Here is a 24,759-nt window from a genome sequence, read left to right on the forward strand (position 1 = left end):
GGAAGGAGCTCACGATGGAAAATGAAAAAATTCAACAGTTGGAGCAAAGGATAAAGCAACTAGAGGAAGATGTTCGGCTATTAAAACTTAACCAAACTTCTTCTTCAGACCAAAACGTAGTTAGCGTGAAGTCTACTAAACCTTTACCAGTGGATAAGCCAATTGAAAAATCAACTAGCCCCTTGGAGCCGCCAAGACCAACAACGGAACCGGAGCCAAAAGAACCGACAGACTGGGAACATATTATTGGTCGAGTGTGGTTACCTAGAATTTTCATTTTTGTGTTACTCATCGGTGTTCTATGGGGATTGGTAGTCGCAGTAGATGCAGGGATTTTAAATGAAACAGCAAGAGTGCTTTTAGGATTTGTTACTGCTGTTGTTCTTTATATTCTAGGAGATAAGCAAATTAGAAAGGACAGAGCAGCTTTAGGGAAATCTTTATTAGTCGGGAGTATAGCTGTTGCGATCTTAACGACGTTAGCCATGCATTTCTTATATTATATGATTCCGAGTGTTGTGAACTTGTTCTTAAATGTAATCTGGATAGGAGTAGGGATTTATTTATCCGCGCGCCATCGATCTCAAGCAATGGGAATTATGTTTGCCGTTGTAGGATACCTCGTTCCATTCTTAACGAGAGGTACTTCAATAGAGAATGCACCGTTTATCATGGTCGGATATGAATTGATCTTCTATATCGCTCTGTTACTATTTGCTGTTAAAATGCAGTATCGAACATTGTTATATGTTTCGACCATTTTCCTTCACGTAGCATTCTTGCTTCTTGTTCTCATAACAGGCTTTAATTTAAATACTTATCAGATGTATGATGCGGTGTTAATGTGGATAGCGGTTGGAATATTGATTCAACATCAGCTGTTATTCGGAGTAATCTGGTTAAAGAAGATGGAACATGTGAAAGGATTTCCGCTTTTATTTACTAGTTTCTTATTAACATTAATGTGGCTGAGTATAGGGATGCAAGGACAAATGGTCTATTTATTTATATTGGGTGTCTTAACCATTCAATATGGTGTGTTCGCTTATCAAGCTTATCAAACGAAAAGAAATGATATGTTGTCGGTTTCCACGGTCTTAGCTACGATTGTGCTAGCTGTCTTTATTATGGAAGTCTTAGACAATGAAGCGATCAGATTATCGATTTATTTATTACAAGGTTTCTTTGCGGTCTATATAGGTTACCGGTTCAACGTGTTTTATCAAAAGATTGTTGGTACGGCGATCTATTTTTTAGCGGCTTTCGTTGTGGTGATCACACCGGTCAATACGTTCTTGATGGGGTGGAGTTGGAATGTATTTAATACGTTCTTATTAGTTGTGACACTTTATATGTTGTATCTCATGATGATGAAATTTAAAGTGAAAGAGGCTGCTCAAGTAACAGTGGGTGTTCTGTTATTGGCGCATATATCACTCTTAGTGAAAATTCCATCTATCAATCAAGTCTTGAGCTTAAATACGTTGTTGTGGATTGTCGTCATTTGTTCGCTCTTTTTCCTTTATCAATTAGTGAAAAAAGAATTACATGCTTACTTTAATAGGGTGATTATCGGAGTCCAGATCATGGTTCATCTAGCTTTTATTACACTATTGATGACAGCGATAACAGCTAATCAGTCAGTAAGTATCGAATTAATGTCTCTGTCAATTGGATGGATTTTATATGCAGTCGGAATCATTTTAGCTGGTTTTAAGTATCAAAAGAAGTCGATTCGCTTATTAGGAATTGCGCTACTCATGCTAAGCTTAATGAAGCTAGTCATATTTGATCTATTCTTTATTAGCATAATGTTCCGCGCTATTTTGTTTATAGGCATTGGGGTAGTAGGGATCGCATTATCGCGTTTATTTTATACAAACAAATAACTAAACAATAAGCCGCCTGGGTGAAAAGTGTCCAGGCGGCTTATTACTATTCGCAGTGCTCCTTCAGTGCATTCACTTTGTCCGTTAAATACCGTTGGTCGAAATGATGTAGGGATTCGAAGTCGGTTGCACTTAACAAATAGTAGGCAAATTCAATCAATGTTTCGTGGTGTTCGTCTTCCTCTGTAGCAAGGGCAATCGTTGTTAATGCATCAAGGCAAGCACCGATAACGGAAATATCATTCTTACCATGAATCCTAATTTGATAAAACGCTGTGTAGAGCGTATCTTCAAAATCTCTAGGGTAATGGATAATGACACGAAGAATTTGATCATCGTCTAGGTGATGATTGTTTTGCGTGTTGGCTTTGGCAATATGGCCAATCGTTCGTCCCAATTCATTAATACAGGCGATCGCTGTATGTGGGTCGTTGATTCCTGATGAGATCGCTCGAAGGGTAATTTCCACAAGCTGTTGGATGCTGAACTCAAGGTCTTGTAATGTTGTCCGCTCATCTCCGATCGTTAATGCTTCTTGAATCACTTCCTTAATCGACTCATTGATCTCTTCTTTACTATAGAGAGTATAAAAGCAATCAAACTCCGTTACAAAATCACCAATTTGTTTATCAAACTCAATCAGAGCATCTTTTTCCTTCAAGGTCGATTTCAATTTTGAAAAGTCAACATGTTGCACGTAGCCAGAACGTGGCGGAGAAACGTGTACTTGATGCGAATAATGTGCTTTTCTTTGGATTAAAGTTTCCTTATTAAGTGAGACGCCATCGCTTTGATTGACTTGTTCAATGATCGCCGTCGCTTGAGTTGAGATGCCTTTAATTAATTGTTGAACATGAATTGATGCAGCGACGTGATGAATGAAGTAAACAAAGAACCCGACGCATATGATGGATAAGAAGACTCCGAATGTCCCTGATAACAACAATCCTTCCACGTTCTCCTCTTGCATGAAAGCAAGTGATGTAACAGCGTAGACGAAGGAGGCAATAAAAATGGCTAGCACTTTTATCGTGATTTTGTCATGGATGAAGTTTTGCAAGGTTCTCGGTGAAAATTGAGATGAATAAGTGGTTAAAACAACCATGATCGTTGAGAATGTGATTGTTGTCATTGTTAGTAAAGCTGTTGTCAGGGAGCCTAAGATCGTAGAGGCGAGTTCCGTTTCTGTTAATAAGATGTCTGGTAAATAAGACGAGAAAAACTCGGGATTCGTTACCTCCATATACGTAATGCTAAATGATAATAAGATGGCAATGAAGCTATATAACCCAGGGGTGAACCAAATGCTGTTGCGTAATGTGAGTAGCCATTGTTTCAGGTGAATCATCTCCTCTATAGATGTGAAAAATCGATATGCTTTCTCTATACATTCCCTAAAAATATCGAAAAATAACGGAAACCTTAAAAGAACCTGGGGCAATTTTTAATCAACTATTGAATATTCACAACTTTTAAGCTATATTGAAAGCACTTACATAAGGTCATCTGATGACCTTATGATTATATTGTGGTATAAAAGAGGAGGGAACATCATGGGATTAGGGTTGTTATCGGTTTTAGCGCTTATTCCGATTCTAACGGTTTTATTATTTTTAGTGATTTTTAGGTGGCCAGCAAAGCATGCGATGCCGCTTGCGTTTGTCGTCACCGTTGTTATGGCATTCTTTATTTGGGAAGTTCCTGCTAATCAAATCGCGGCAGCAAGTACGCGAGGTGTGGTGACGGCACTTGAGGTGCTATTTATCGTCTTTGGTGCCGTACTCATGCTTAACACGTTGAAAGAAAGCGGAGCGATTCAAACGATTCGTCAAGGCTTTATCGATATTTCGCCTGACCGTCGCGTGCAAGCGATTATTATTTGTTGGTTATTTGGTTCGTTTATTGAAGGGGCATCGGGTTGGGGAACTCCGGCTGCGGTTCTTGCGCCTTTACTTGTAGCGATCGGATTTCCAGCGATGGGGGCGGTCATGGTTGCATTGATCATTCAATCGACTCCTGTATCATACGGGGCGGTTGGAACGCCAATTTTAGTCGGAGTTAGTTCTGGCTTAGAAGGGGCGGAGAATGTGATCAACGCCGCTACGTCGCTTGGCCTGTCGCATGAGGCGTATATTAATATGATCGGTGGTCAGGTGGCTATTTTCCACGGGATCGTCGGGGTATTCATTCCATTATTTATGGTGACGATGCTGACTTACTTCTTCGGAAAGAATAAGTCGCTTAGAGCGGGAATGGAAGTTTGGAAGTTTGCGATTTTTGCAGGGCTTGCTTTCACGATTCCTTATGCGTTAGTTGCTAATTTACTTGGGCCGGAATTTCCGTCTTTATTCGGAGGGTTAATTGGTCTAGCGATTGTCGTTCCAGCAGCGAAAAAAGGCTTATTCATGCCTAAGAGCACATGGGATTTTGAACATTCTTCTAAATGGGACCCAGAATGGACAGGGACGTTATCGGCAACCACTTTATCAAAAGCGACCATTCATCCGTTTAAAGCATGGTTCCCGTATATTTTAATGGGAATTTTGCTTGTGCTCACTCGAGTGAGTACTCTCCCATTTGGAGATTGGTTAAAAACAGCGAGTATTACAGTTGAAGAGATTTTCGGGACATCGATTTCGATTACTAGTACACCATTTTTCTTACCAGGTTTCATTATGGTGTTAATGTCGATCATGGGGTATTTCTTATATAGCATGACAGCCGAGACGTACGGAACAGCTCTGAAAAGCTCCACCAAGATGATCATTAGTGCGGCTCCTGCTTTATTATTTGCTGTGCCGATGGTTCAAGTGTTTATTAACTCTGGGGTAAATGCGACAGGGTACACGAGTATGCCGCTTGTTCTTGCTGAAGGAGTATCAGAGATTATGGGTCAGAACTGGCCACTCGTTGCACCAGCGATCGGGGCTCTAGGAGCTTTTGTTGCGGGTAGTAACACGATTAGTAATATGATGTTTGCATTATTCCAGTTTGGAACGGCAGAGAATGTCGGTATTAACCCAGCAACGATTGTTGCACTGCAAGCGGTCGGAGGAGCTGCTGGGAACATGATTTGTGTGCATAACGTCGTTGCCGCATCAGCGACAGCGGGTCTAATTGGAAGGGAAGGGGCATTAATTCGAAAGTTAATGATCCCGACATTCTATTACGTCTTCTTTGCAGGAGCGATCGGGTACATTGCGATTAACGGGATTGGCTTAAATATAGGGACCTTTTTTGCAGCAATCGTATTATTGACCATCGTTTCTATTATTGTCAAAGGAAATCGTAAAGAAAAACAAACAACAACGGAGTCAAAACAGCAGAAGTTCGGAGGTTGATGTAGGTGAAGGTTTCATTATTTATTACCTGTTTAGCAGACGTCTTTTACCCAGGAGTGGGGAAGGATACGGTCGAAGTGTTAGAGCGATTAGGTTGTGAGGTAGATTTTCCAGTAAAGCAAACCTGTTGCGGGCAGCCGGCTTTTAATAGCGGCTACCATAAAGATACGGTAAAAGTCGCAAAGCATATGATTGAAACATTTGCGCATTCAGATTATGTTGTGATACCATCGGGGTCTTGTGCCTCGATGATTCATGAGTATCATGAGCTGTTAAAAGATGAGCCGAAATGGCAAAAGCGCGCAGAAGAACTCGCCAACAAAACATATGAATTCACGCAGTTCTTAGTTCATGTGCTTAAAGTTGAAAAGGTGAATGCTTCGATGAACGCAAAAGCAACGTATCACACGTCTTGTCATATGACGCGCTTATTAGGAGAGAAAGTTGCCCCGTTTAAGTTGCTTGATCAAGTCGAGGGGTTAGACCTTGAAACGTTGCCAAATAGAGAGTCGTGCTGTGGATTTGGTGGGACATTTGCTGTGAAAATGTCGCAGATCTCAGAACAGATGGTCGATGAAAAAGTGCAACATATCGAGGAAACAGGAGCGGAAGTGTTAATTGGAGCTGATTGTGGTTGCCTCATGAATATCGGTGGACGGATCGAACGAAACGGAAAGCCAATAAAAGTGATGCACATCGCCCAAGTGTTAAACAGACAAGAAATCGCAGCAAAAAAGGAGTGATGTAAAATGGGGATGAAAATCGGCGATCTGAAATTCGATAACCGAGTGGAAAAAGGGTTGAAAGATACCTTTATGCGCCAAGCTGTAACTTCTGCGCAAGAACGACTCAAAACAGCGAAAACCAAAGCAGAAGATGAACTAGGAAACTGGGAAGACTGGCGTAATCTATCAGAAGAAATCCGCACGCATACATTAGAAAACATCGATTTTTATTTGCAGCAATTAAGTGACAATGTCAGCAAGAACGGCGGTCATGTCTTCTTTGCAGAAACGGCAGAACAAGCAAATGAATACATTAAAAAAGTCGCAAAAGACAAGAATGCCAAAAAAGTCATTAAATCCAAATCCATGGTGACAGAAGAGATTAGTATGAACCAAGCTCTTGAGAGTGTGGGCTGTGAAGTGATTGAATCAGATCTTGGTGAATACATCCTCCAAATTGACGATCATGATCCACCGTCGCATATTGTTGCGCCGGCTTTGCACAAGAACAAGGAGCAAATTCGCGATACGTTCCGCGATCGTAAAGGCTATACCAATTCTTCTAAACCAGAAGAATTAACATTGTTTGCAAGAGAGCAGTTGCGAAAAGAGTTCCTTGAAGCAGATATTGGCGTGACAGGCTGTAACTTTGCTGTGGCTGAATCAGGGAGCATCTCGCTTGTGACAAACGAAGGAAATGCAAGACTCGCAACGACGTTACCGAAAACGCAAATTACCGTGATGGGAATGGAGCGTGTCGTACCGACGTGGGAAGAGCTCGATATTTTAGTGAGTATGCTATGCCGTAGTGCTGTCGGGCAAAAGCTAACGAGCTATATTACTGGGTTAACAGGTGCTAAGGGTGAAGGCGAGCTTGATGGACCTGATGAGTTTCATTTAGTGATTGTTGATAATGGCCGTTCGAAAATTCTCGGTACCGAATTCCAAGCAGCTCTACACTGTATCCGCTGTGCGGCCTGTATCAATGTTTGTCCGGTGTATCGTCATGTCGGTGGTCATTCGTATGGTTCCATCTATCCGGGTCCGATTGGGGCGGTGTTGACGCCACTATTAGAAGGCTATGATGATCATAAAGAATTACCATATGCATCAACTCTTTGTGCCGCTTGTACAGATGCATGTCCAGTTAAAATTCCGCTTCATGAACTACTAGTCAAGCATCGTCGTAATATTGCGGAGGAAAAGCGGACGACGGTATCTGAGTCCCTTGCGATGAAAGGGTTCGGACTTGTCGCGAGCTCTCCGTCTCTTTTTAATATGAGTACGAGAACAGCGCCAATAATGCTGTCACCATTTTCAAAGGATGGCTCAATCAAGAGTGGGTCAGGACCGATGAAAGGCTGGACAGAAGCTCGAGACTTCCCAGAAGCAAGCAAAGAGAGATTCAGAGATTGGTTTAAATCACGCGATCAACAGACAAGGAGGGATGAGCGATGATTCAACATCGAGAGACATTTTTAGATAATGTGGCGAAGCAATTAGGAAGAGAACGACGAACAAAGGATGTCGTTCGACCAACATATCGGCATCAGCCGCAGCTTGAAGTCATGAAAAATTATACGCCTGACCAACTTGTCGAAGTGTTAAAAACCCAGTGTTTCGCAATTCATACCGATTATAAAGAGACGGATCAAAACGGACTGGAATCCGTTATTGACCAAGTACTAGAAGAATACAACGCTCATTCTGTCATTACATGGGATGATCCGCGATTTACTGAATTTGGGCTATCAGGTTTCCAACAACGTGAGCAAGTAGACGTGTGGGATACCGATTCTACTAGTGATTCTGTCGCGATTGCAGAACGAGCAGACGTAGGGATCACGTTTTCCGATTTTACATTAGCAGAGTCAGGAACGGTCGTCTTGTTAAGTGAGAGTGGAAAAGGTCGTTCTGTCAGTCTACTGCCAACCTATTATATCGGGATTATTCCTAAGAGCACGCTCGTTCCTCGTATGACTCAAGCGACAATGGCAATTCATCAGCTGGTGCAAGCTGGTAAGAGAGTGCCATCTTGTGTGAATTTCATTTCTGGGCCAAGTAATAGTGCCGATATTGAGATGAATTTAGTCGTCGGTGTGCATGGGCCGATCCGCGTGAGCTATATTTTAGTAAATGATATGTAAGACTTGACCAGCAGGCGATGTCCTGTTGGTCTTCATTCGTTTTGAGACATCGTTATGGTATAATAAAGGCACCAGAAATTGAACGAGGTGCAATACATGGCATTTAAACAAGTGCAAACAAAGAAGATATCCGAAGTCGTTCGGGACCAACTAGAAGAGATGATTCGCGAAGGCGAAGTGAAGCCAGGGGAGAAACTAGACTCCGTCGAGAAATTAGCGAAAGAGTTTAATGTTAGTCGATCAGCTGTCCGTGAAGCTTTAAGTGCGTTACGCGCCATTGGTCTGATCACGATCCGCCAAGGCGAAGGAACCTTTGTGAATAAGTATGATTTTTCGACGATGATCTCTCCTGTATCCGTCGAACGTGTCATTTCAAAAACAGAGATGCTTGAGCTCTTCCAAGTGAGGAAGATTATTGAAGTCGGAGCAGCAAGCTTAGCAGCTGAAAACCGGACAGAAGATGACTTAGCAGAAATGAAAGAAGCGTTGCAAGAGATGGAACAGGCAGCAGGAAATGAAGACCTCGGGGAAAAGTCCGATGTCAGGTTTCATATCGCCTTATCGAAAGCGACAAAAAATACCATTTTAATCGACATGATGCAAAAGCTATCTGACACGCTTGGAAAAACGATGTATGAAAGCAGACGCATTGGGTTATTTTCAGAAAAACAAACCTTTAAGCAGCTGCAAATCGAGCATGAACAGATTTATCAAGCGATTGAAGACGCTAATTCTGAGCAAGCAAACAATGCGATGCTTGAGCACTTAGTGAATGTAGAAGAGACGTTGATTGCATATCATCAAGAAAAATAATTCATACCTGTATTGGTAGATTGATCGCCAATATGGGCTTTTTTATGCAAATTCTACGAATGATATAGATTTTAGGTATACTGTAAATTATGGATTTTTGACAAAGTGAGGTGTTTACATTGAATAATAAATTAATGGTGTTCATTCTGATCCTTATATCTGTCAATACGGTCAGATACTTACTTGCCGTACTTGGTGATGAGACGACGACGTATGAGTATGTGTTACTTGGAGTGAACCTTCTGGCTCTAGCGATTGGTGTGTATTCGATTCGAAGAAACAAGAACAAAGACTAAATGTACAAGAACAGGTGGAATCGTATTCGGTTACATTCATAATGACAGTGTGACAGAGGAGAAGAGGTGGTTTGATTGATAAAAATCGTTTTCAACTTTTGTTTTTCATTGGAGCATTCGTGGCTGTGATCATGATGATTTCAACGACTCTTTTTCCTGATATAAGTTTGTCTATATCATATATGATAGCGATCGGATCTGCGATGGTTGGGGGAGCACTTGGATTCTATTTATTTATGAAATAGAGAGTATTCCTAGGTAGTCTTGGCAGAAAATAGATAATAGGAAGTTTGGGGTAAGATGATCTGGGAATTTGTTTTCATTTTTATTGTCGTCCTCATTGGTGGGTTTGTTCAAGGGGTTAGTGGCTTCGGGTTAGGGCTCGTTGTGATGGGGTTTCTTCCACTAATACTAAGTCTTAAGGACAGTACGTTACTTGTGATGTCTTTATTATTAGTTGCTTCTCTCAGTATTGCGGTGAAAACCTATAAACATATTGAACGGAGAGGTTTATTTTTTATTTTGGTTTTTGCGATTGTAGGAAGAATTGGGGCTTTTTTTGTGTTATCGACTTTTGGCGATATGGATTTTTTGAAGCAATGGCTCGCATTCTTTTTAATTGGGATGGTTATTTATCTGTTTTTATCGGGGAAGAAAAGAGACATCAATTCTGATATTCATCCGATCATTCCTATTTTACTAGGTTTCTTTGGTGGATTTATTGGTGGCGTGTTTGCAGTCGGTGGTCCATTTTTTGTTTTTTACTTTTTACTGTTGTATGCAGACAAGCACAAGTACAATGCCAATATGCAAATGACAGTTGTTGTTACGAGTAGCTTTTCACTTTTGTTGCATGGGGTGAATGGAGACTTTGATTCTTCTTTTCTTACGTATTTTCTTGTTGGAGTGGTAGCCACCTGGGTAGGAACATGGCTTGGGATGAAGTGGTTTGAAAGGGTACCAAGCCATCTTATACGGAAATTTGCGATGATCTTAGTGTTAGGAGCGGCGATCAATTTATTGATATTTGGATAAAAGAAGAAGAGGCTTGGACATAAAGAAAGTGTTTAACTGGGAATCTGAACAAGGCGCAAATCTAGCGGCTTCATTGCGTCTCCTATTAATTGCTCGGATTCTTATCAGTAAAAACACTTTTGCCCGAGCCTCTTTATGTTGCTACATTTGTCCGATTGCGGCCTTCGTTTTTTGCTTTGTATAGGGCTTGGTCGGCGCGATGAATTAAATCATTTAAATCCTCTGCATGACTCGTATAACTGGCTATACCAGCCGAGAACGTGATTTTCTGTCCGGTTGGAGAATTAGCATCGAACAACGTCTCACGGAGTCGATCGGCAACTTTCACCGCTTCGCTCGATTCTGGATTCGGAATCAAAATCATGAACTCTTCGCCGCCATAGCGGATACATACATCATAAGTTCTAGTTACTTGCTGCATCTGTTTGGCAAAATAAATTAGAACCTCATCACCAATATGATGCCCGTACGTGTCATTAATGTTCTTAAAGAAATCAAGGTCTATTAAGAGTAACGAGAAGCCTGACTTAGTCATTTTCCAGTGATCAAGCGTCTTCCAAGCCGCTCTTCGGTTAGCCAGACCTGTAAGTGTATCTGTTAACGATTCTTTTTTTAGAAAATCAAGCTGTTCATTCTTTAATTGAATGTATTGTTCAATCGTTTGATTTAATTGAGCAGCCTCAAAATACCAATTGGAGATCTTAGGGCTTTTTGGATCAGTTCGCTCTTTTGTAGTGAGGGTTTGGAATGCTAACTTTCGTAACGGTGAAGCAATACGTTCTGCAAACAGGAAAGCAAGCAATAAGATCACGACAACAAAAGGCAGCGTGTAGACGATCATCTTCCCTAACGTTTCTGAAACAGGTTGAATACTTACAGAATAAGGGGTTTGGGAGACGACTCCCCATTGACTCGATGGAATATAGGTGAAGCCGGCAATCATATCAATTTCCTGAGTATTGGTGACATGTATTGTCCCACTCTCACCATTTATCAATTTTTGGACAGCTGCATTATCTGTGACCACTTCTCCAATACGGCTTTTATCAGGGTGATAAATTAGTGAGCCGTTATCATCAACCACATAGACATACGATCCATCCTTTGAAAAATGTTCGCCAAGAATCGTATCAATAATGTTATTTTCTTGCAAGTAAATTGTTCCTGCTAGCATCCCCAAGTAATTTTCCTCTTCATCCCACAATGGCGTCGAAATGAGTACAATCTCTTCCCCAATCGCTGCATGATAAGGGTCTGAAATCATTGTTTCCCTTTTCTCAATGGCTTCATTAATTCCTTTCGAGCGAATATGATACCCATCAATTCCAAGTGGTGGAGAGGAGGCGATAATCTTCGCATCATCATTAATAACAGCGATAGAATTGAAATTATTACTGCTTCGTAAAAAGAGTTCAAGGCTTGTTGTGAGCGCATCTTCTTCATCTAGTAAGAAGACCATGTCACCTGCCCTAGCTTCAAGGCTCTTTGTCATTTGAATAAACACTTGATCAGTAACTTGTGCAAGCTTTTCTGAGTAGACTCGATTGATTTCTTCTGTATGAGTAATGGAATTCTCCTTCGTGACTAAATACCCCGCGAATAATGTACTACCAAGAATTCCCAGGATCGTAAATATGACTAGGAGAAAGACAAGGAAACGTAAACTTTTTTTCATAAATAGGCCCCTTAAAAAAGAATAGATGAATTCATGATGTGGGTCGCAACATGTCCTATTAGAACTTACCGTATCATAAGTAGACCCTCATTCCTATATTAATGTAGAAATTTTCGGTTTATTTCTTGTCTTTTTTCTAGGAGGAAAGACTTAAATATTACATAATATGGTATTGAATTCAAAATGAATGAAACACTAGAACAAGGACAAGTTGTGGAGGGTGTATAATGAATCAAAATAAAGAGATTCGTCTCACTTCAGCAGAAATTGCAACACTTTGGGCGCAGTATCAAAGTGATAGTGCGAGCTTATGTATGTTAGACTATTTTTTTAATAAAGCAGAAGATAAAGAAATTAAAGGGATCATTAAAGAGGCTATTTCTTTGGGGACTCAACATTTGGAGCGTATTCAATCGTTTTTTAAGCAAGAGAAGCAAGTGATACCCATCGCTTTTAATAAGAAGGAACATGTGAATATTGAAGCTCCACGATTGTACTCCGATAGCTATGTGGCGGTGTTTTTATTTCAAATGTCAAAAATTGGGATGAGCACGTACTCAACGAGCTTAGGGTATGCGGTGCGAGACGATATTACGACATTTTACAGCTCATGCTTAAGAGAAACAGAGAAATTATTTATTATGTGCAAAGAAGTGCTGATTAAAAAGGGATTGTATAGCCGTTCCCCTTATTTTCCGGCCCAAGAACAAGTTGAATTCATCAATAAACAAAGTTTTGTATTAGATCTGTTGGGTGAGAAGCGACCTTTAACAGCCATTGAAGTGAGCCATCTTTATCATAATACTCTTAGGAATTTGCTAGGAATTGCGACGCTATTAGGTTTTTGTCAATCGGCGAAAACGAAAGAGCTGACTGACTACTTTCAACGAGGGATCAAAATTGCAGAGAAGCATATCGAACTTTGTGGGAAAAAGATGCGTAACGAACATCTGCCCGTTGCAAAATCTCATTCCTCAGATGTGACGGACTCAACAGAGCCTGTTTTCTCTGAGAAGTTGATGTTATTTTATGTGTTGAGTTTAAATGCACTGGGCATAGAATTCTATGGAACAGCGATAGCGCAAAGTCCGAGATTGGACCTCGGTGCGATGTATAATAAATTGATGCTTGACGTTCAGTTATACGCCGAAGATGGTGCAAATCTTATGATTAAAAACCGCTGGCTTGAGCAACCTCCGAGTGCATTTGATCGAAAAGACCTAGCTAATGAGAACAAACGATCCTAGTAATAAGAACATACGTTTGCTATAATGTGAGTAGCAACTAGGAGCGAAATGGCATCGGAACTCCCACTAAAAAGGGGGTGACGCTTATTCTGACGATCTATGAAGCTCTTGCATTAATGGCTCAATTTTCAAGTTTGTTACTTGCTGTGCTCGCGTTAGTCGTTACGATTATCATGAGCCAACAAAAAAAGAAGTAGCCCCCTGCAGCTAAGTAAGGGAAGCTACTCTGTCGAATGTATTTTGTAGTCAGCTGCATGTCATACAGCGAATAGTTGCAAAGACTGAGTGTATGGGCACTCAGTCTTTCTCTGTCTGTTTCAATATCTCTTCTTATTATAAAGGAAGACAAGGTCAAGAAGCAAAGGGAAATGATGGGGAGTGGAAATTTTTGAGTCGGTTATCCTTAGAGGAGTTCCACAAAAAAATTCTTTCCTACAAGAATCATGAGGGTAGGAAAGAAGTGATTTAACCAGCAAGAATCCAAACATCTAATAGGCGGTGCAAATAAGTCGCTTTTGAAATATACTCAGATTATTTTGTGCCATGTTTAAATTCTCAATTAAATACTTTCTTTATGTCCAGCCTCATAATGATTTACGAGAGTGTCGCGACAATGGTGAATTTGTACTCATCGCTTTTAAAGTATAGTTCAGTAGATTCAAAGACGGTGTCATCTATCAATCTCGAGGAGAGCTGTACCTTGATATTAGGAAGATAACTCATCTAATTTAAGCAGCTCTCGGATCTCAGCCATTGGCATAAAAGGGAGTACTTCTTGAAAGCTTACCTTGATTTTTAATTGTTTCACCTGTTCGAATTAGAAGGTGAAGTAATTCCTCTAATGGTAAGGCTTTCAACAAAACGTTGTAAGCAGATTAATTGCTGACATCAAATTTTATGTTAAGATAATGAACAACCCATGCATTCCTAATCATCTGAGAGCATCAATCAGAGTCGAAAATGCGAAATTATCTGATAAATATTTGCGCACAAACGCCAGATCGAGTAAGATAATATAAAGCATTGTCGTGAGATTTTTATTGGGACAAATAGTGACCTGGAGGGACTTTTTTAGGCCCGGTAGGTCGAATAAGAGAGTAGATATTTTGTTACACTACCATTGGGAGGTTATACAATGATTGAGACGAAACAGCCAAATACTCTATTACGTAATGATGTGAAGAAACTAGGTAATATTCTAGGAGAAATTCTTGTTCATCACGGTGGAGTGGACTTATTGAAAAAAGTAGAGTCGATCCGTGAAAAGACAAAGGCGTTGCGCCAAGAACATGATGAAGATACATACAAACAACTTAAAGAAGAAATTCGTACGTTAGAGCCACCATCCCGTCAGCATGTGATTCGTGCGTTCTCTATCTATTTCCATCTTGTGAACATCGCTGAGCAAAACCATCGTATTCGTCGTCAGCGTGAATACCAAATGCAAGAAGGTGGAGTGAGCCAACCGTTCTCACTAGAGCGAGCAGTCGAAGCAGTGAAAAAACTAAACCCTAAAGATGAAGTGATGCAAAAAGTTTTAAATGATCTTTCGATTGAGCTGATCATTACGGCGCATCCAACCGAAGCAACGAAGCGGACGGTTCTTGAGACACAGAAGCGAATCTCCTTGATCTTACAAGAATTTGATAAGCCGCAATTAACGAAAAAAGAACGTCGTCGTTTGGATGATAGTCTATTTAATGAGATAACGGCTTTATGGCAAACAGACGAACTGCGTCACCGCAAACCAACGGTACTAGACGAAGTGAAGAACGGCTTGCACTACTTTAATCAGACCCTCTTTGATGTTATTCCTGAAATTCATCAAGAGCTTGAAGTCCAATTAGATGAACAATTCCCTAATCATTCGTGGAAGGTTCCAAACTTCCTACATTTCGGTTCATGGATCGGCGGAGATCGCGACGGGAATCCAAATGTCACACCAGAAGTGACTTGGGAGACGTTAGAGCTTCAACGTCGATTGGTTTTAAAGAAATATAAAGAAAGCCTAGTTGATCTGATGAAACGATTTAGTCAAACAACGACACGTGTTGAAATGAGTGATGCGTTATGTCAATCAGTAGAAGAAGACGAGGCGAAGTATTTAGAAGCTGACGAAGCTTGGCCGATTGAGACGGAACTGTATCGTCGAAAATTCCAAATTATGTTGAAACGTATTCGTAATGTTGGTTCAACAAGTATTGGTTATGACCAAGCAGAAGACTTCTTAGCTGATCTCAATTTAATTAAAGATAGCGCCGAAGCTCATCAGCCATCAAATCGCACGTTGAAGACGTTACGTAAGTTAATTCGCCAAGTGAAGTTATTTGGCTTCCACTTAGCCACATTAGACATTCGTAACCACAGTGGTGAACATGAATTAGCGATTACAGAGATTTTAAAAGCGGTTCAAATTACAGATGATTATTCGGCACTTTCTGAAAGTGAGAAGTTGAAAGTTCTTAAAGAGGCGTTAAATGATCCAAGGCCATTGTTATTATTTGAGGAAGACTACTCAAAAGAGACGCAAGAGATTATAGAAGTTTTCCATATGATTAAGCGTGCGCATCGTGAGTTTGGTAGTCGCTCGATTGAAGTGTATCTTGTCAGTATGACGCAGTCTTCAAGTGACTTATTAGAAGTGCTCCTACTTGCAAAAGAAGCTGGAATCTACAGATTGCATGCCGATGGAACAGTTGAAAGTGGGCTACATGTTGCTCCATTATTAGAAACGGTGGATGACCTAGTTGCCGGACCACATATTATGAAGACTCTATTTGAAATGGATGTTTACCGCAACCACTTGAAAGAGCGTGGCAATCATCAGGAAATTATGCTTGGGTATTCTGATGGAAGTAAAGACGGCGGTACATTGACAGCCAATTGGAAGCTATTTAAAGCACAACAAGAGATTCATGAAATGGCGAAAGATTATCATGTTCGTTTGAAATTCTTCCATGGTCGTGGTGGATCATTAGGCCGTGGCGGTGGCCCGCTTAACCGCAGCATTCTTTCACAACCTGTAGAAACGTTAGGTGACGGGGTGAAAATTACAGAGCAAGGTGAAGTGTTATCTTCTCGTTATTTACTAGAAGATATTGCATTTAGAAACTTAGAGCAAGCGACTTCAGCTCTTCTTGAAGCCTCAGCTGCCTCATCGATTCAAACGAAGGAAGGACATTTCCGTGAAGAAGCGTGGGAAGATGCGATGGAAGTTGTTTCACAACATTCATTAAAGAAATATCAATCGCTTGTCTTCGGCGATCAAGACTTCCTTACGTACTTTAACCAAGCAACCCCACTCGGAGAGTTAGGTGCGTTAAACATCGGTTCACGTCCAATGAGTCGTAAAGGAAGCCAACGTTTTGAAGACTTACGTGCGATCCCATGGGTATTTGCTTGGACTCAGTCCCGTCAAATGCTACCAGCTTGGTATGCGGCAGGAACAGGTTTAAGTGAATTTGTACAAGGGAGCGAAGAGAACTTACAGTTGTTGCGTGAAATGTATGAGAAATGGCCATTTTTCCATGCAACGATTAACAACCTTCAGATGGCTCTGATGAAAGCTGATCTAAAGACAGCGAAAGAGTACATGAACTTAGTCAAAGATAAAGACATTGCTAATCGAATTTTCGGTAACATTAGAGAGGAATACACACGCACGAAAGAAGTGCTATTGCAGATCTCACAAAGCGAAGAATTGCTTGATCATTCGCCAAATATTCAAGAATCAGTCTACAGACGGAATCCGTATGTTGATCCACTTAACTTCTTACAAGTAGACTTAATCTCTAAGATGCGTTCAGAAGAAGAACAATCAGAAGAACTACTAACAGAGGTATTGTTAACGATTAGTGGAGTAGCAGCAGGGCTTGTGAATACAGGTTGATCTAATTAGAAAGAGGCTAGGACAATAGTGATTTAACTTGCAAGAATCCGAACAAATAATTGGTGGTGCAAATACGCTGCTAAATTAGCGTTTTGTTTGGATCCTTAGTTAAATACTTTCATTATGTCCTAGCCTCTTCTTGATTTAGAGTTGTTTGGCTTTAAAATGAACGACAGCTGTGTAGATTGGTTGTCCAGTTTTTACGTGGGGATAGATATGATGATTCACACTAGCTACCTCAAGTAAAAGAGCTTTGTTATGTTCGATTTTATCATTCATTCGTTGTTCAAGTTCTTTGAAGCTTGGTGTTTCAAAGCATTCAATTTTATCCTCGATTCGTTCAAGTTGAATAGACATCGCGACCGCTCCTTCATTAGTTTACATGCTTCACATCATAGCAAATTTAACAAAAAAAGAAAATAAGTGAATTCAGTTGGTTAGCTGTGTATACTAGTAAGAGATTTAGTGAGTGAAAGGATGAAGAAGATGAGAATTGCCATTATTGGAGCAATGGATGAAGAGGTAGAATTACTAAAAAGTAAATTGACAGGTAGAGAAGATCGGACGATTGCAGGGTGTGAATTTCATCATGGTGACCTTGACGGTGTCGATGTGGTCTTGCTTAAATCAGGAATCGGTAAAGTAAACGCGGCGATCGCGACAACGTTATTAATCGAATTATACAAACCAGATCATATCATTAATACCGGCTCTGCTGGTGGATTTAAAGAAGGATTACATGTTGGTGATGTCGTCATTTCAACGGAAGTTCGTTACAATGACGTCGATGCGACAGTCTTTGGTTACGAATTTGGCCAAGTTCCGCAAATGCCCGCATTTTATGTGCCGAATGATGACTTAATCGCAGTGGCAGACCAAGCAGCTGAAAGAGTAGGGGTTAACACAGTAAAGGGTCTGATCGTCTCAGGTGATTCGTTTATGAGTGATCATGCTCGTGTCCTAGAATTAAAGGAACATTTCCCGAGTGCTCAGTGTGCAGAGATGGAAGCAGGGGCGATTGCTCAAGTTTGTCATCAATTTAAGGTGCCATTTGTTATCATTCGTTCTCTATCAGATATTGCCGGTAGTGATGCGAAAGTGTCATACGAACAATTCCTAGAGACAGCGTCTGTCAATTCAGCGAAACAAGTGATGTTAATGGTAGAAACCTTAGCCAATAAATAGTAAACATTTCCTCTGTTACGAAACATTACATCCTCATAACTCTACTAAAACATGCTATCATTAGGTATGAGTAGGAGGGGACAATCCATGACAGAGAAAAAGACACAAGACTTACAAGCTACTGTAGCAGATTATAAACGTTTTGGATTTATTTTGCTTTCTTTAAGTGCCTTTTTAACAATTGGCTTGATTATTCCAGCAGAGAGTGGGGCTACTGTTTTATCTGGTAGTTACATTATTGGAATTTTCGGGACATTGGCATCTGCTGTTGTATGTCACCGACTGGCTATGAACGCACAGAAAAAATTATATGAAAATCAATAGATTAAAATAGATGAATTCGAGCATAGAGGACGAACCTCTATGCTCGTTTTATTGTTGTGAAATTTTTTATGATGATGGTATTTCTTCGCACTATGCGTTAATGATACTATATGAAGACAGATATCGATGAGATGAAAGTTGATATGAGCTTCATGAAGACGAATATTTCTGATTTACAAACAGACATGACAGGAGTTAAAACGGATATTCGTCATACAAAGACGGATATTACAGAACTGAAGCTTGGACAAGATCGCCTTGAACAAAGCCAAGATCGAATGCAGAAAAATATGATTGCTAGTTTAGGTCTCTATGCAGATAAAATTGTCAAACATGTCGATGTTCAAGCGGAGGCTCTAAATAAACGTTTGAGCAGAGAATAACTCATTTCTTTCCATTCTTTAGATAAAAAAGCGTTCTGCCATTATTGAGCAGAGCGCTTTCTTTTCATTAAGCGGGTGGAATAACGAGATAGAAGATGCAGGCGAAGAAGATGAAGATTGCTAAAACGGAGCCGTATGAACGCACCCCTTTAAACGCTTGCGTAGCTTCTAGGACGCGTACTCCGAGGACATACATCCAAGCAAGGCCCGCGATTAATAACGCACTATGGATCAAAGTCATCTCAATCCCAGCTTGCAAACCAATTAAAGTTGGCATCGCTAAAAAGCTAGGGACGAGAATGATGATGGAAACTCGGTAAAGCGAACGCACCATACCAGGGCCACCAAAGCCTCTAGCACCAGCCCAAAGTAATAAAGTGAACGCAAGGCGAGTAAGAACAATCGTGATTACTCCAAAAAGGATAAAGATCAGTGGAACGATGAAAGTTCGAAGCAAAGGTGACTCAAAGCTTTCTACATAGGCATGATTAGCTTGAACAGAAAATAACCCATAGGCAATTCCCAGTAATAAGACGAGCAACCAACCAATGCGATTGGTTTTAGGAGAGTCAGCGAGTTCTTTAAATGCTAATCGATCTAGCATGATCGCCTTAGTTAGTAACGTAAATCGGTTCATCTTTTTAACTCCTATCCTAAATGACTGATTTTATATGTATAGAGTTATAGCAGTGTACATTATGTACACTGCTATAAATGGTTGTAACTGTCAAGTTCTTCTTATAAGTTCCATGGCATAATCGCCCATACGGCAATTCCTAAACAGACGATACTAATCACTGCAGCACCGAAGCGGCTGTTGTAACGTCCTGGGTGTACATCGGTCCACCCATGAATGCGCTCAACTAACTTATGGTCCTCAGCTGTTGTAAGTTTCGATTGTAGAGAAGGCATTCTGTTTGTGATATAAGAAACCACTATTAAAAGTAAGAAACTAAGCGGGACAGCAAGCATCGCTCCAGAAATTCCCATTCCGTCTGTTAATGCATGCCCACTAATAACAATGTTTGGGAACACAAATGGTGATACGACAATGTAGAGTCCACCAGCGACAACGGAAGCAACCATTGCTCCATAACGGTTGGCTTCTTTCCACCATACGCCCATTAATATGAGTGGTGCGTTCGTTACCCCTGCTAACCCGAAGGCCCACAAAATACTAACAACTAAGAAGTCTGGTGGATTAATTGCTAAGAGTACGCTGGCTAGACCACCACCGGCGATTGAGAAATAACCTAATTTTACTTTTGTGCTATTTGTTAAATTCGGGCGAAGCGTCGTCACGATATCTTGTGAAATTAATGCTCCAATTGCGAGAAGATTTCCACTTAATGTTGAAAGCCCAGCAGAGATCGCACCAGCAATAACAAGTGCTGTGACCCATTCAGGGTTGTACACTAGGTTTAAGATGATTGTTAATTTATCTGCATCCGCAGCAGAAATGACCACGCCTTCTGTTTGTGTGAAGTAAACGCCAGCAAAGCCCATTGCATAAGTTGCAGAGAAGACAAGTCCTAAAACAAGCGCAAACCATACCATCGCTTGACGAGCACTTCTTAAACTAGAGGCGGTGTAAATCCGCATCGCTAAGTGAGGTAGGCCAAGTGCGCCAATTGTGAACGCTGGGATTAATGCAAAGTACCATTTTGATGAGTATTGATAATCAAAGAATGTTGGCATTGCTTCGAGCATGGCAGGAACCATGTCTGCGTATAAAAGAGGTGGGAAATACCAACCTGTTCCCCCCATTGCTTTCATGATCGCCCCAAGTGGAACAATGAACATTAATGCGATAATAACCATTTGAATGGCAGCATTATTTGTCGCTCCAGACATCCCACCGATCGTTACATACCCGACGATTAATAAGCCACCGATGATGAGACCAGTCATATAAGGAATACCAAGTAATGTTTCAAACGTAACGGCAATCCCGATCATTTGCCCTAAAGAATACATCAGTGATACTAAAATCATGAATAACGCTGCGATAATCGAAGCCTTTACCCCGTAACGTTCACGGACGAAGTGAGTAGGGGAAAATGCACCCATACGACGTAAGCTCGTTCCGTAAATAATGGTAATGAGAGGAATGGCTAAAATCATTTGAATCCATAAAAGAATAAAAGGAGCTTGTAAATTTAAGATGAGACCTGTCACACCAAGGAAGGTCGCTAAACTCATGTAGGTGGAGGCCATTGCGAGTCCATTTGTAATTGGTCCAACACCGCCACCTGCTGCATACAAGTCTTCTACTGATTTACTTGAACGGTTGGAGACATAACCGACAATATAAAAAAGCGCGAATGTTGCGACAACAAAAACAATACCGATAATAGGGTTAGATAATTGCCATAATTGCTCTTCCATTTAACTTGCTCCTTTCTGTGAGGAATCTGTGGATTGATTTTGTGCATTTTCATCTTCAATGGCTTGATCAATGTGGTTCCCCATTCGTCCAGCGATCACTGTGAGAATCAACACACCGAACCACCCAACTAAAATTGGAACTATGTACATCACAGGAAAGCCAAACAGCATTGCATCTACAGGAAAGAGTGAGAACACAAATCCCATGTGACCGGAGACTACGAAAAGGAAAGCCATGATGACGGTAAACCATACTTCTTTTTTGTAAGCACTCATACATACACCTCGTTTCTTATGTTTGTTAACGCTTTCAAAAATAACTCAGACTGAACGCTCACTCGGTTTACACATCCTGAGCAGTCGCTCACTAAATAGGTAAGCCACCTCCTACGATAAAATTAATCGTACCACTGTTTCACAATCTATACTAAAATTACATCATATAGGTCCGAATGTAAAGACTAAATATTGAGAAAATTTTAAAGAGTTTTATTGGAGGTCCATGTAATGGGGAATAAACAAACTAAAAGGCCGATCGTCTTAGCTGCTATTGTTCTAGCGATGTTTATGGCAGCTGTTGAGGCGACGATTGTCGCAACTGCGATGCCTGGGATAGTCGCAGACTTAGGTGGATTTTCAATGTTTAGTTGGGTATTTTCATCTTATTTATTGATGCAAGTGGTAATGATTCCTGTGTATGGCAAACTATCAGACATGTATGGTCGAAAGTTAATCTTCACGATCGGGATTAGTATCTTTTTAATCGGATCCATCCTTTGTGGATTCTCATTTTCGATGGAAATGTTAATTATTAGTCGCTTTATTCAAGGGCTCGGGGCGGGTGCTGTTCAACCGATTGCGACCACGATTGTCGGTGACATGTACACAAAGGAAGAGCGGGCGAATATCCAAGGCTACTTAGCTAGTGTATGGGGAATTTCGGCGATTATGGGTCCGGTCCTTGGTGCAATCTTTATTGAGTATGTTCACTGGTCATGGATTTTTTGGGTTAACGTGCCATTTGGTATCATTGCTTTGATAGGTGTGAATCTATTTTTACATGAATCGATCGAAAAGAAAAAGCAACAAGTCGATTATGGAGGGGCATTCTTACTGTTTTTAGCCATTACGCCGTTTATGCTCGTTTTGATTCAAGGAAGTGTATGGGGCTTTAGTTCGCCACTTGTGTTGCTTTTATTAGCTCTATCGATTAGTTGCTTCAGTGTCTTCTTAGTGATCGAGAGAAAGGTTAATAATCCGATTATGACCCTTTCGCTTTGGAGTCATCCGCATATTCGGAATGCAAATATTGCCTCTTTTTCAGGAGGAGCCATTCTCCTTGCGATCTCGACATTTTTACCTACTTATGTTCAAGGAGTCATGAACCAACCACCTATTATTGCAGGTCTTGCGCTTACTGCGATTTCCATCGGTTGGCCGATCTCAGCAACGATTGCCGGGAAGATGATGTTAAAAACAGGGTTTCGTGTCACCGCGATTATTGGAGGATGTGCCCTTGTGCTTGGTGGGATTTTCTATATCATGCTACCTCTTGTGCAACATCCACTTTGGGCTGGGGTCGGTTCATTTATTATTGGTGTTGGAATGGGCTTTTCGACAACCACCTTTATCGTATCCATTCAATCAACGGTCGAATGGAAAGTGCGAGGTGAAGCGACATCGATGAATATGTTTATGCGCTTGTTAGGCGGAGCCGTCGGGGTAGCATTTTTAGGTGGGCTACTAAACCGCCGCTTACAAACAGAGCTGAGTGAGAAAGAAGAGATATTATCTTTTGAACCAACGATTGATGTAGTAAACAATCTGCTTGGTGACAGAGAGAGGATAAAGCTAACAGCAGGAGAGCTAGAAGCCTTGCAACAAGGACTCGCTAGCAGTTTAAGTTTTGTGTTTACGGCGATCCTCATCCTCGCGTTGATTAGTTTCTTTTTTATATTAAAGCTGCCAAAAGACTCATCTAAATAACGAAACAAAGCGAACAGATAAACGAGTCATGTTCGCTTTGTTATACTTAGAAAATGGTGAAGGACACGAGCTGTTAAGCCCCAAATAACATAGTTTTCGTAAAAATAAAACAGTTCAGGAATGGTTTGAGTTCGTCCATTATAGGTTTTCTTATTAGGGATTAGATCAAATGGAAAATCACTAGCAGGTTCAAAGGTAATCCCCATCTCAAATCTTTTAGGTTCATGCTCATATAAATAATCAAGTGGTACGGTAAACACTTCAGCTACTTCGTCATCATTCAGCACAAGGGCGCTAAGATCTTCAATTACTCCGACAAAGGGGTAGATCACCCCGCGAAACGGCGTAACTAAATAATCGAGAGGAGCGATGATAGAGACTTGATTTTTTGGAATGCCAATTTCTTCAGAGAGCTCGCGTACAGCAGCGGCTTCAGCATTTAAATCGGTGGCATCAATACGTCCACCAGGAAAGCAAATTTCGCCTGGTTGGCTACTTAGGTTCTTTGAACGGACTTCAAATAAAACAGAGAGTTTCCCGTCGGCATGAACAAGGGGGACTAATATGGCTGAATGCTTGGCTTTTCTATGACCGAGGACACCAGGTTGTCTGTTTGCCAAAAGTGATTTAATTGATGAAACAGTTGACATTGTGTAATCCCCTCCTTCTTGTGTGTAAGGTTTTTTACGCTTAGTATAGCATAGGATGTGATCGAAAACGTAGTTGCAAAATAGGCTGAGGTCTTGTACACTGAAAAAAATCTCAGATTTAAGATAAAGGGGATTATCCAATGACAAAAGCAAATGATGAGCTTGCATTGAAGTTATTTGTTGTCTTATCAAGGGCTCACAATGCAGTCATACATGAAGTAGAAAAAGATATCCGCGGATACGGGGTCAATCCAACAGAATTTGCGGTCCTTGAGTTGCTCTATCATAAAGGAAGTCAGCCTCTACAAAAGATTGGTGAAAAAATTTTAATATCAAGTGGAAGTATCACATACGTCGTTGATAAGCTTGAAAAAAAACAACTATTAGTCAGGCTCCCGTGTCCAAAAGATCGTCGGATTACTTATGCTACGTTAACAGATGAGGGGACGAGTTGGATGAACGAACGATTCGATGATCATAAAAAAAGAATTGCTAGTATATTATCAGGATTGAATGATGAAGAAACCGAACAGACGATCGCACTGCTAAAAAAGCTTGGGCTTCATGCGCTTCAAGCATAGAACTTGTGTCAGTCACGTATGATAGAAAATGTGTGAGAAGATATGACATATAAGCTGAATTAGGTAGAAGAGTCAGTTAAGATAAACGTAGGAAAGGTCATAGACCTAGCTTCCAAAATGTTCTCTCTACTCTCCCCATTGTTAGCGGTTCACTTAGGTGAACCGCTCTTTTTTTACAGGTCGTGACAGGTTAAGACAAAAAACA

At 40.7% G+C, this 24,759-nt stretch carries 24 protein-coding genes; 17 read left to right on the forward strand and 7 right to left on the reverse strand.

From position 1 onward, the window contains the following. Positions 1-14: 14 nt before the first annotated feature. Entirely contained in the window at positions 15-1,889 is a 1,875-nt protein-coding gene (locus CDZ88_RS03025) for a DUF2339 domain-containing protein (protein WP_100372130.1), read from the forward strand. 46 nt (positions 1,890-1,935) lie between these two features. Here CDZ88_RS03025 and CDZ88_RS03030 read toward each other — a convergent pair whose 3' ends face one another. Then, positions 1,936-3,237: a DUF2254 domain-containing protein gene (locus CDZ88_RS03030; RefSeq protein ID WP_100372131.1), complete on the reverse strand. Its 1,302-nt coding sequence runs from the start codon at positions 3,235-3,237 to the stop codon at positions 1,936-1,938. Positions 3,238-3,442: 205 nt separating this feature from the next. On the opposite strand from CDZ88_RS03030, the gene CDZ88_RS03035 reads away from it, so the two are divergent. From CDZ88_RS03035 to CDZ88_RS03060, 8 genes are all read left to right on the forward strand, one after another. Then, the gene (locus CDZ88_RS03035; protein ID WP_100372132.1) at positions 3,443-5,230 is read left to right on the forward strand and encodes an L-lactate permease; all 1,788 of its coding nucleotides are present in this window, start codon (positions 3,443-3,445) and stop codon (positions 5,228-5,230) included. 5 nt (positions 5,231-5,235) lie between these two features. After that, the gene (locus tag CDZ88_RS03040) at positions 5,236-5,973 is read left to right on the forward strand and encodes a (Fe-S)-binding protein (protein WP_100372133.1); all 738 of its coding nucleotides are present in this window, start codon (positions 5,236-5,238) and stop codon (positions 5,971-5,973) included. Between the two features lie 6 nt (positions 5,974-5,979). Then, positions 5,980-7,413 (forward strand): LutB/LldF family L-lactate oxidation iron-sulfur protein, encoded by a 1,434-nt coding sequence (locus CDZ88_RS03045; protein ID WP_100372134.1) that lies wholly within the window; start codon positions 5,980-5,982, stop codon positions 7,411-7,413. Then, on the forward strand, positions 7,410-8,102 hold the full coding sequence (locus CDZ88_RS03050) for a LutC/YkgG family protein (RefSeq protein WP_100372135.1): 693 nt from the start codon (positions 7,410-7,412) through the stop codon (positions 8,100-8,102). Before CDZ88_RS03045 ends, CDZ88_RS03050 begins: the two co-directional genes overlap by 4 nt. Positions 8,103-8,198: 96 nt before the next feature. Further along, positions 8,199-8,915, forward strand: a complete 717-nt coding sequence (locus tag CDZ88_RS03055) for a FadR/GntR family transcriptional regulator (RefSeq protein ID WP_100372136.1) — start codon at positions 8,199-8,201, stop codon at positions 8,913-8,915. Between the two features lie 119 nt (positions 8,916-9,034). Further along, positions 9,035-9,211 carry an LPXTG cell wall anchor domain-containing protein gene (locus CDZ88_RS17285; RefSeq protein WP_157796450.1) on the forward strand — a complete coding sequence of 59 codons (177 nt, stop codon included), beginning with the start codon at positions 9,035-9,037 and terminating at the stop codon, positions 9,209-9,211. Positions 9,212-9,282: 71 nt separating this feature from the next. Next, positions 9,283-9,456, forward strand: coding sequence for a hypothetical protein (locus CDZ88_RS17290; RefSeq protein WP_157796451.1), 174 nt, complete (start codon positions 9,283-9,285; stop codon positions 9,454-9,456). Positions 9,457-9,511: 55 nt separating this feature from the next. Then, positions 9,512-10,246, forward strand: coding sequence for a sulfite exporter TauE/SafE family protein (locus CDZ88_RS03060; RefSeq protein WP_198507812.1), 735 nt, complete (start codon positions 9,512-9,514; stop codon positions 10,244-10,246). A 133-nt stretch (positions 10,247-10,379) separates the two neighbouring features. Here the strand turns inward: CDZ88_RS03060 and CDZ88_RS03065 are convergent, their stop codons facing one another. Next, positions 10,380-11,921 (reverse strand): sensor domain-containing diguanylate cyclase, encoded by a 1,542-nt coding sequence (locus CDZ88_RS03065; RefSeq protein ID WP_100372137.1) that lies wholly within the window; start codon positions 11,919-11,921, stop codon positions 10,380-10,382. 227 nt (positions 11,922-12,148) lie between these two features. Between CDZ88_RS03065 and CDZ88_RS03070 the strand changes: the two genes are divergently transcribed. The 3 genes from CDZ88_RS03070 (at position 12,149) to ppc (ending at position 17,057) form a co-directional block, all read left to right on the forward strand. Next, positions 12,149-13,168: a DUF3231 family protein gene (locus tag CDZ88_RS03070; protein ID WP_100372138.1), complete on the forward strand. Its 1,020-nt coding sequence runs from the start codon at positions 12,149-12,151 to the stop codon at positions 13,166-13,168. A gap of 77 nt (positions 13,169-13,245) precedes the next feature. Then, the gene (locus CDZ88_RS17960; protein ID WP_442857080.1) at positions 13,246-13,365 is read left to right on the forward strand and encodes a putative holin-like toxin; all 120 of its coding nucleotides are present in this window, start codon (positions 13,246-13,248) and stop codon (positions 13,363-13,365) included. 938 nt (positions 13,366-14,303) lie between these two features. Continuing rightward, positions 14,304-17,057 carry a phosphoenolpyruvate carboxylase gene (gene ppc / locus CDZ88_RS03080; protein WP_100372139.1) on the forward strand — a complete coding sequence of 918 codons (2,754 nt, stop codon included), beginning with the start codon at positions 14,304-14,306 and terminating at the stop codon, positions 17,055-17,057. A gap of 144 nt (positions 17,058-17,201) precedes the next feature. Here the strand turns inward: ppc and CDZ88_RS03085 are convergent, their stop codons facing one another. Beyond that, positions 17,202-17,414, reverse strand: coding sequence for a YrzA family protein (locus tag CDZ88_RS03085; RefSeq protein WP_100372140.1), 213 nt, complete (start codon positions 17,412-17,414; stop codon positions 17,202-17,204). A gap of 129 nt (positions 17,415-17,543) precedes the next feature. On the opposite strand from CDZ88_RS03085, the gene mtnN reads away from it, so the two are divergent. The 3 genes from mtnN (at position 17,544) to CDZ88_RS03100 (ending at position 18,949) form a co-directional block, all read left to right on the forward strand. Next, positions 17,544-18,242, forward strand: coding sequence for a 5'-methylthioadenosine/S-adenosylhomocysteine nucleosidase (mtnN, locus tag CDZ88_RS03090; protein ID WP_100372141.1), 699 nt, complete (start codon positions 17,544-17,546; stop codon positions 18,240-18,242). Positions 18,243-18,329: 87 nt separating this feature from the next. Then, positions 18,330-18,566 carry a YrhC family protein gene (locus CDZ88_RS03095; protein ID WP_100372142.1) on the forward strand — a complete coding sequence of 79 codons (237 nt, stop codon included), beginning with the start codon at positions 18,330-18,332 and terminating at the stop codon, positions 18,564-18,566. A 110-nt stretch (positions 18,567-18,676) separates the two neighbouring features. After that, positions 18,677-18,949 carry a hypothetical protein gene (locus tag CDZ88_RS03100; RefSeq protein ID WP_100372143.1) on the forward strand — a complete coding sequence of 91 codons (273 nt, stop codon included), beginning with the start codon at positions 18,677-18,679 and terminating at the stop codon, positions 18,947-18,949. Positions 18,950-19,016: 67 nt separating this feature from the next. Here the strand turns inward: CDZ88_RS03100 and CDZ88_RS03105 are convergent, their stop codons facing one another. From CDZ88_RS03105 to CDZ88_RS03115, 3 genes are all read right to left on the reverse strand, one after another. Next, positions 19,017-19,586, reverse strand: a complete 570-nt coding sequence (locus tag CDZ88_RS03105; RefSeq protein ID WP_100372144.1) for a hypothetical protein — start codon at positions 19,584-19,586, stop codon at positions 19,017-19,019. A 101-nt stretch (positions 19,587-19,687) separates the two neighbouring features. Further along, the gene (locus tag CDZ88_RS03110; protein ID WP_100372145.1) at positions 19,688-21,337 is read right to left on the reverse strand and encodes a sodium:solute symporter family transporter; all 1,650 of its coding nucleotides are present in this window, start codon (positions 21,335-21,337) and stop codon (positions 19,688-19,690) included. Continuing rightward, positions 21,338-21,613 carry a hypothetical protein gene (locus tag CDZ88_RS03115; RefSeq protein WP_100372146.1) on the reverse strand — a complete coding sequence of 92 codons (276 nt, stop codon included), beginning with the start codon at positions 21,611-21,613 and terminating at the stop codon, positions 21,338-21,340. Positions 21,614-21,844: 231 nt separating this feature from the next. On the opposite strand from CDZ88_RS03115, the gene CDZ88_RS03120 reads away from it, so the two are divergent. Then, the gene (locus CDZ88_RS03120; RefSeq protein WP_100372147.1) at positions 21,845-23,323 is read left to right on the forward strand and encodes an MDR family MFS transporter; all 1,479 of its coding nucleotides are present in this window, start codon (positions 21,845-21,847) and stop codon (positions 23,321-23,323) included. A gap of 26 nt (positions 23,324-23,349) precedes the next feature. Here CDZ88_RS03120 and CDZ88_RS03125 read toward each other — a convergent pair whose 3' ends face one another. After that, positions 23,350-23,973, reverse strand: a complete 624-nt coding sequence (locus CDZ88_RS03125) for an NUDIX hydrolase (RefSeq protein WP_100372148.1) — start codon at positions 23,971-23,973, stop codon at positions 23,350-23,352. A gap of 140 nt (positions 23,974-24,113) precedes the next feature. Between CDZ88_RS03125 and CDZ88_RS03130 the strand changes: the two genes are divergently transcribed. Continuing rightward, entirely contained in the window at positions 24,114-24,554 is a 441-nt protein-coding gene (locus CDZ88_RS03130) for a MarR family winged helix-turn-helix transcriptional regulator (protein ID WP_100372149.1), read from the forward strand. Positions 24,555-24,759 lie beyond the last annotated feature (205 nt).

The organism is Bacillus sp. FJAT-45037 (assembly GCF_002797325.1).
Classification (GTDB): Bacteria; Bacillota; Bacilli; order Bacillales; family Bacillaceae_D; genus Alkalihalophilus.

What these genes read in the sequence shown, in the direction of transcription:
- CDZ88_RS03120 (WP_100372147.1), top strand. Translation starts at nt 21,845, where the DNA reads ATGGGGAATAAACAAACTAAAAGGCCGATCGTCTTAGCTGCTATTGTT.
- CDZ88_RS03070 (WP_100372138.1), top strand. Translation starts at nt 12,149, where the DNA reads ATGAATCAAAATAAAGAGATTCGTCTCACTTCAGCAGAAATTGCAACA.
- mtnN (WP_100372141.1), top strand. Translation starts at nt 17,544, where the DNA reads ATGAGAATTGCCATTATTGGAGCAATGGATGAAGAGGTAGAATTACTA.
- CDZ88_RS03060 (WP_198507812.1), top strand. Translation starts at nt 9,512, where the DNA reads ATGATCTGGGAATTTGTTTTCATTTTTATTGTCGTCCTCATTGGTGGG.
- CDZ88_RS03065 (WP_100372137.1), bottom strand. Translation starts at nt 11,921, where the DNA reads ATGAAAAAAAGTTTACGTTTCCTTGTCTTTCTCCTAGTCATATTTACG.
- CDZ88_RS03055 (WP_100372136.1), top strand. Translation starts at nt 8,199, where the DNA reads ATGGCATTTAAACAAGTGCAAACAAAGAAGATATCCGAAGTCGTTCGG.
- CDZ88_RS03035 (WP_100372132.1), top strand. Translation starts at nt 3,443, where the DNA reads ATGGGATTAGGGTTGTTATCGGTTTTAGCGCTTATTCCGATTCTAACG.
- ppc (WP_100372139.1), top strand. Translation starts at nt 14,304, where the DNA reads ATGATTGAGACGAAACAGCCAAATACTCTATTACGTAATGATGTGAAG.
- CDZ88_RS03105 (WP_100372144.1), bottom strand. Translation starts at nt 19,586, where the DNA reads ATGAACCGATTTACGTTACTAACTAAGGCGATCATGCTAGATCGATTA.
- CDZ88_RS03025 (WP_100372130.1), top strand. Translation starts at nt 15, where the DNA reads ATGGAAAATGAAAAAATTCAACAGTTGGAGCAAAGGATAAAGCAACTA.
- CDZ88_RS03125 (WP_100372148.1), bottom strand. Translation starts at nt 23,973, where the DNA reads ATGTCAACTGTTTCATCAATTAAATCACTTTTGGCAAACAGACAACCT.
- CDZ88_RS03100 (WP_100372143.1), top strand. Translation starts at nt 18,677, where the DNA reads ATGAAGACAGATATCGATGAGATGAAAGTTGATATGAGCTTCATGAAG.
- CDZ88_RS03085 (WP_100372140.1), bottom strand. Translation starts at nt 17,414, where the DNA reads ATGTCTATTCAACTTGAACGAATCGAGGATAAAATTGAATGCTTTGAA.
- CDZ88_RS03030 (WP_100372131.1), bottom strand. Translation starts at nt 3,237, where the DNA reads ATGATTCACCTGAAACAATGGCTACTCACATTACGCAACAGCATTTGG.
- CDZ88_RS03045 (WP_100372134.1), top strand. Translation starts at nt 5,980, where the DNA reads ATGGGGATGAAAATCGGCGATCTGAAATTCGATAACCGAGTGGAAAAA.
- CDZ88_RS03130 (WP_100372149.1), top strand. Translation starts at nt 24,114, where the DNA reads ATGACAAAAGCAAATGATGAGCTTGCATTGAAGTTATTTGTTGTCTTA.
- CDZ88_RS03095 (WP_100372142.1), top strand. Translation starts at nt 18,330, where the DNA reads ATGACAGAGAAAAAGACACAAGACTTACAAGCTACTGTAGCAGATTAT.
- CDZ88_RS03050 (WP_100372135.1), top strand. Translation starts at nt 7,410, where the DNA reads ATGATTCAACATCGAGAGACATTTTTAGATAATGTGGCGAAGCAATTA.
- CDZ88_RS03110 (WP_100372145.1), bottom strand. Translation starts at nt 21,337, where the DNA reads ATGGAAGAGCAATTATGGCAATTATCTAACCCTATTATCGGTATTGTT.
- CDZ88_RS03115 (WP_100372146.1), bottom strand. Translation starts at nt 21,613, where the DNA reads ATGAGTGCTTACAAAAAAGAAGTATGGTTTACCGTCATCATGGCTTTC.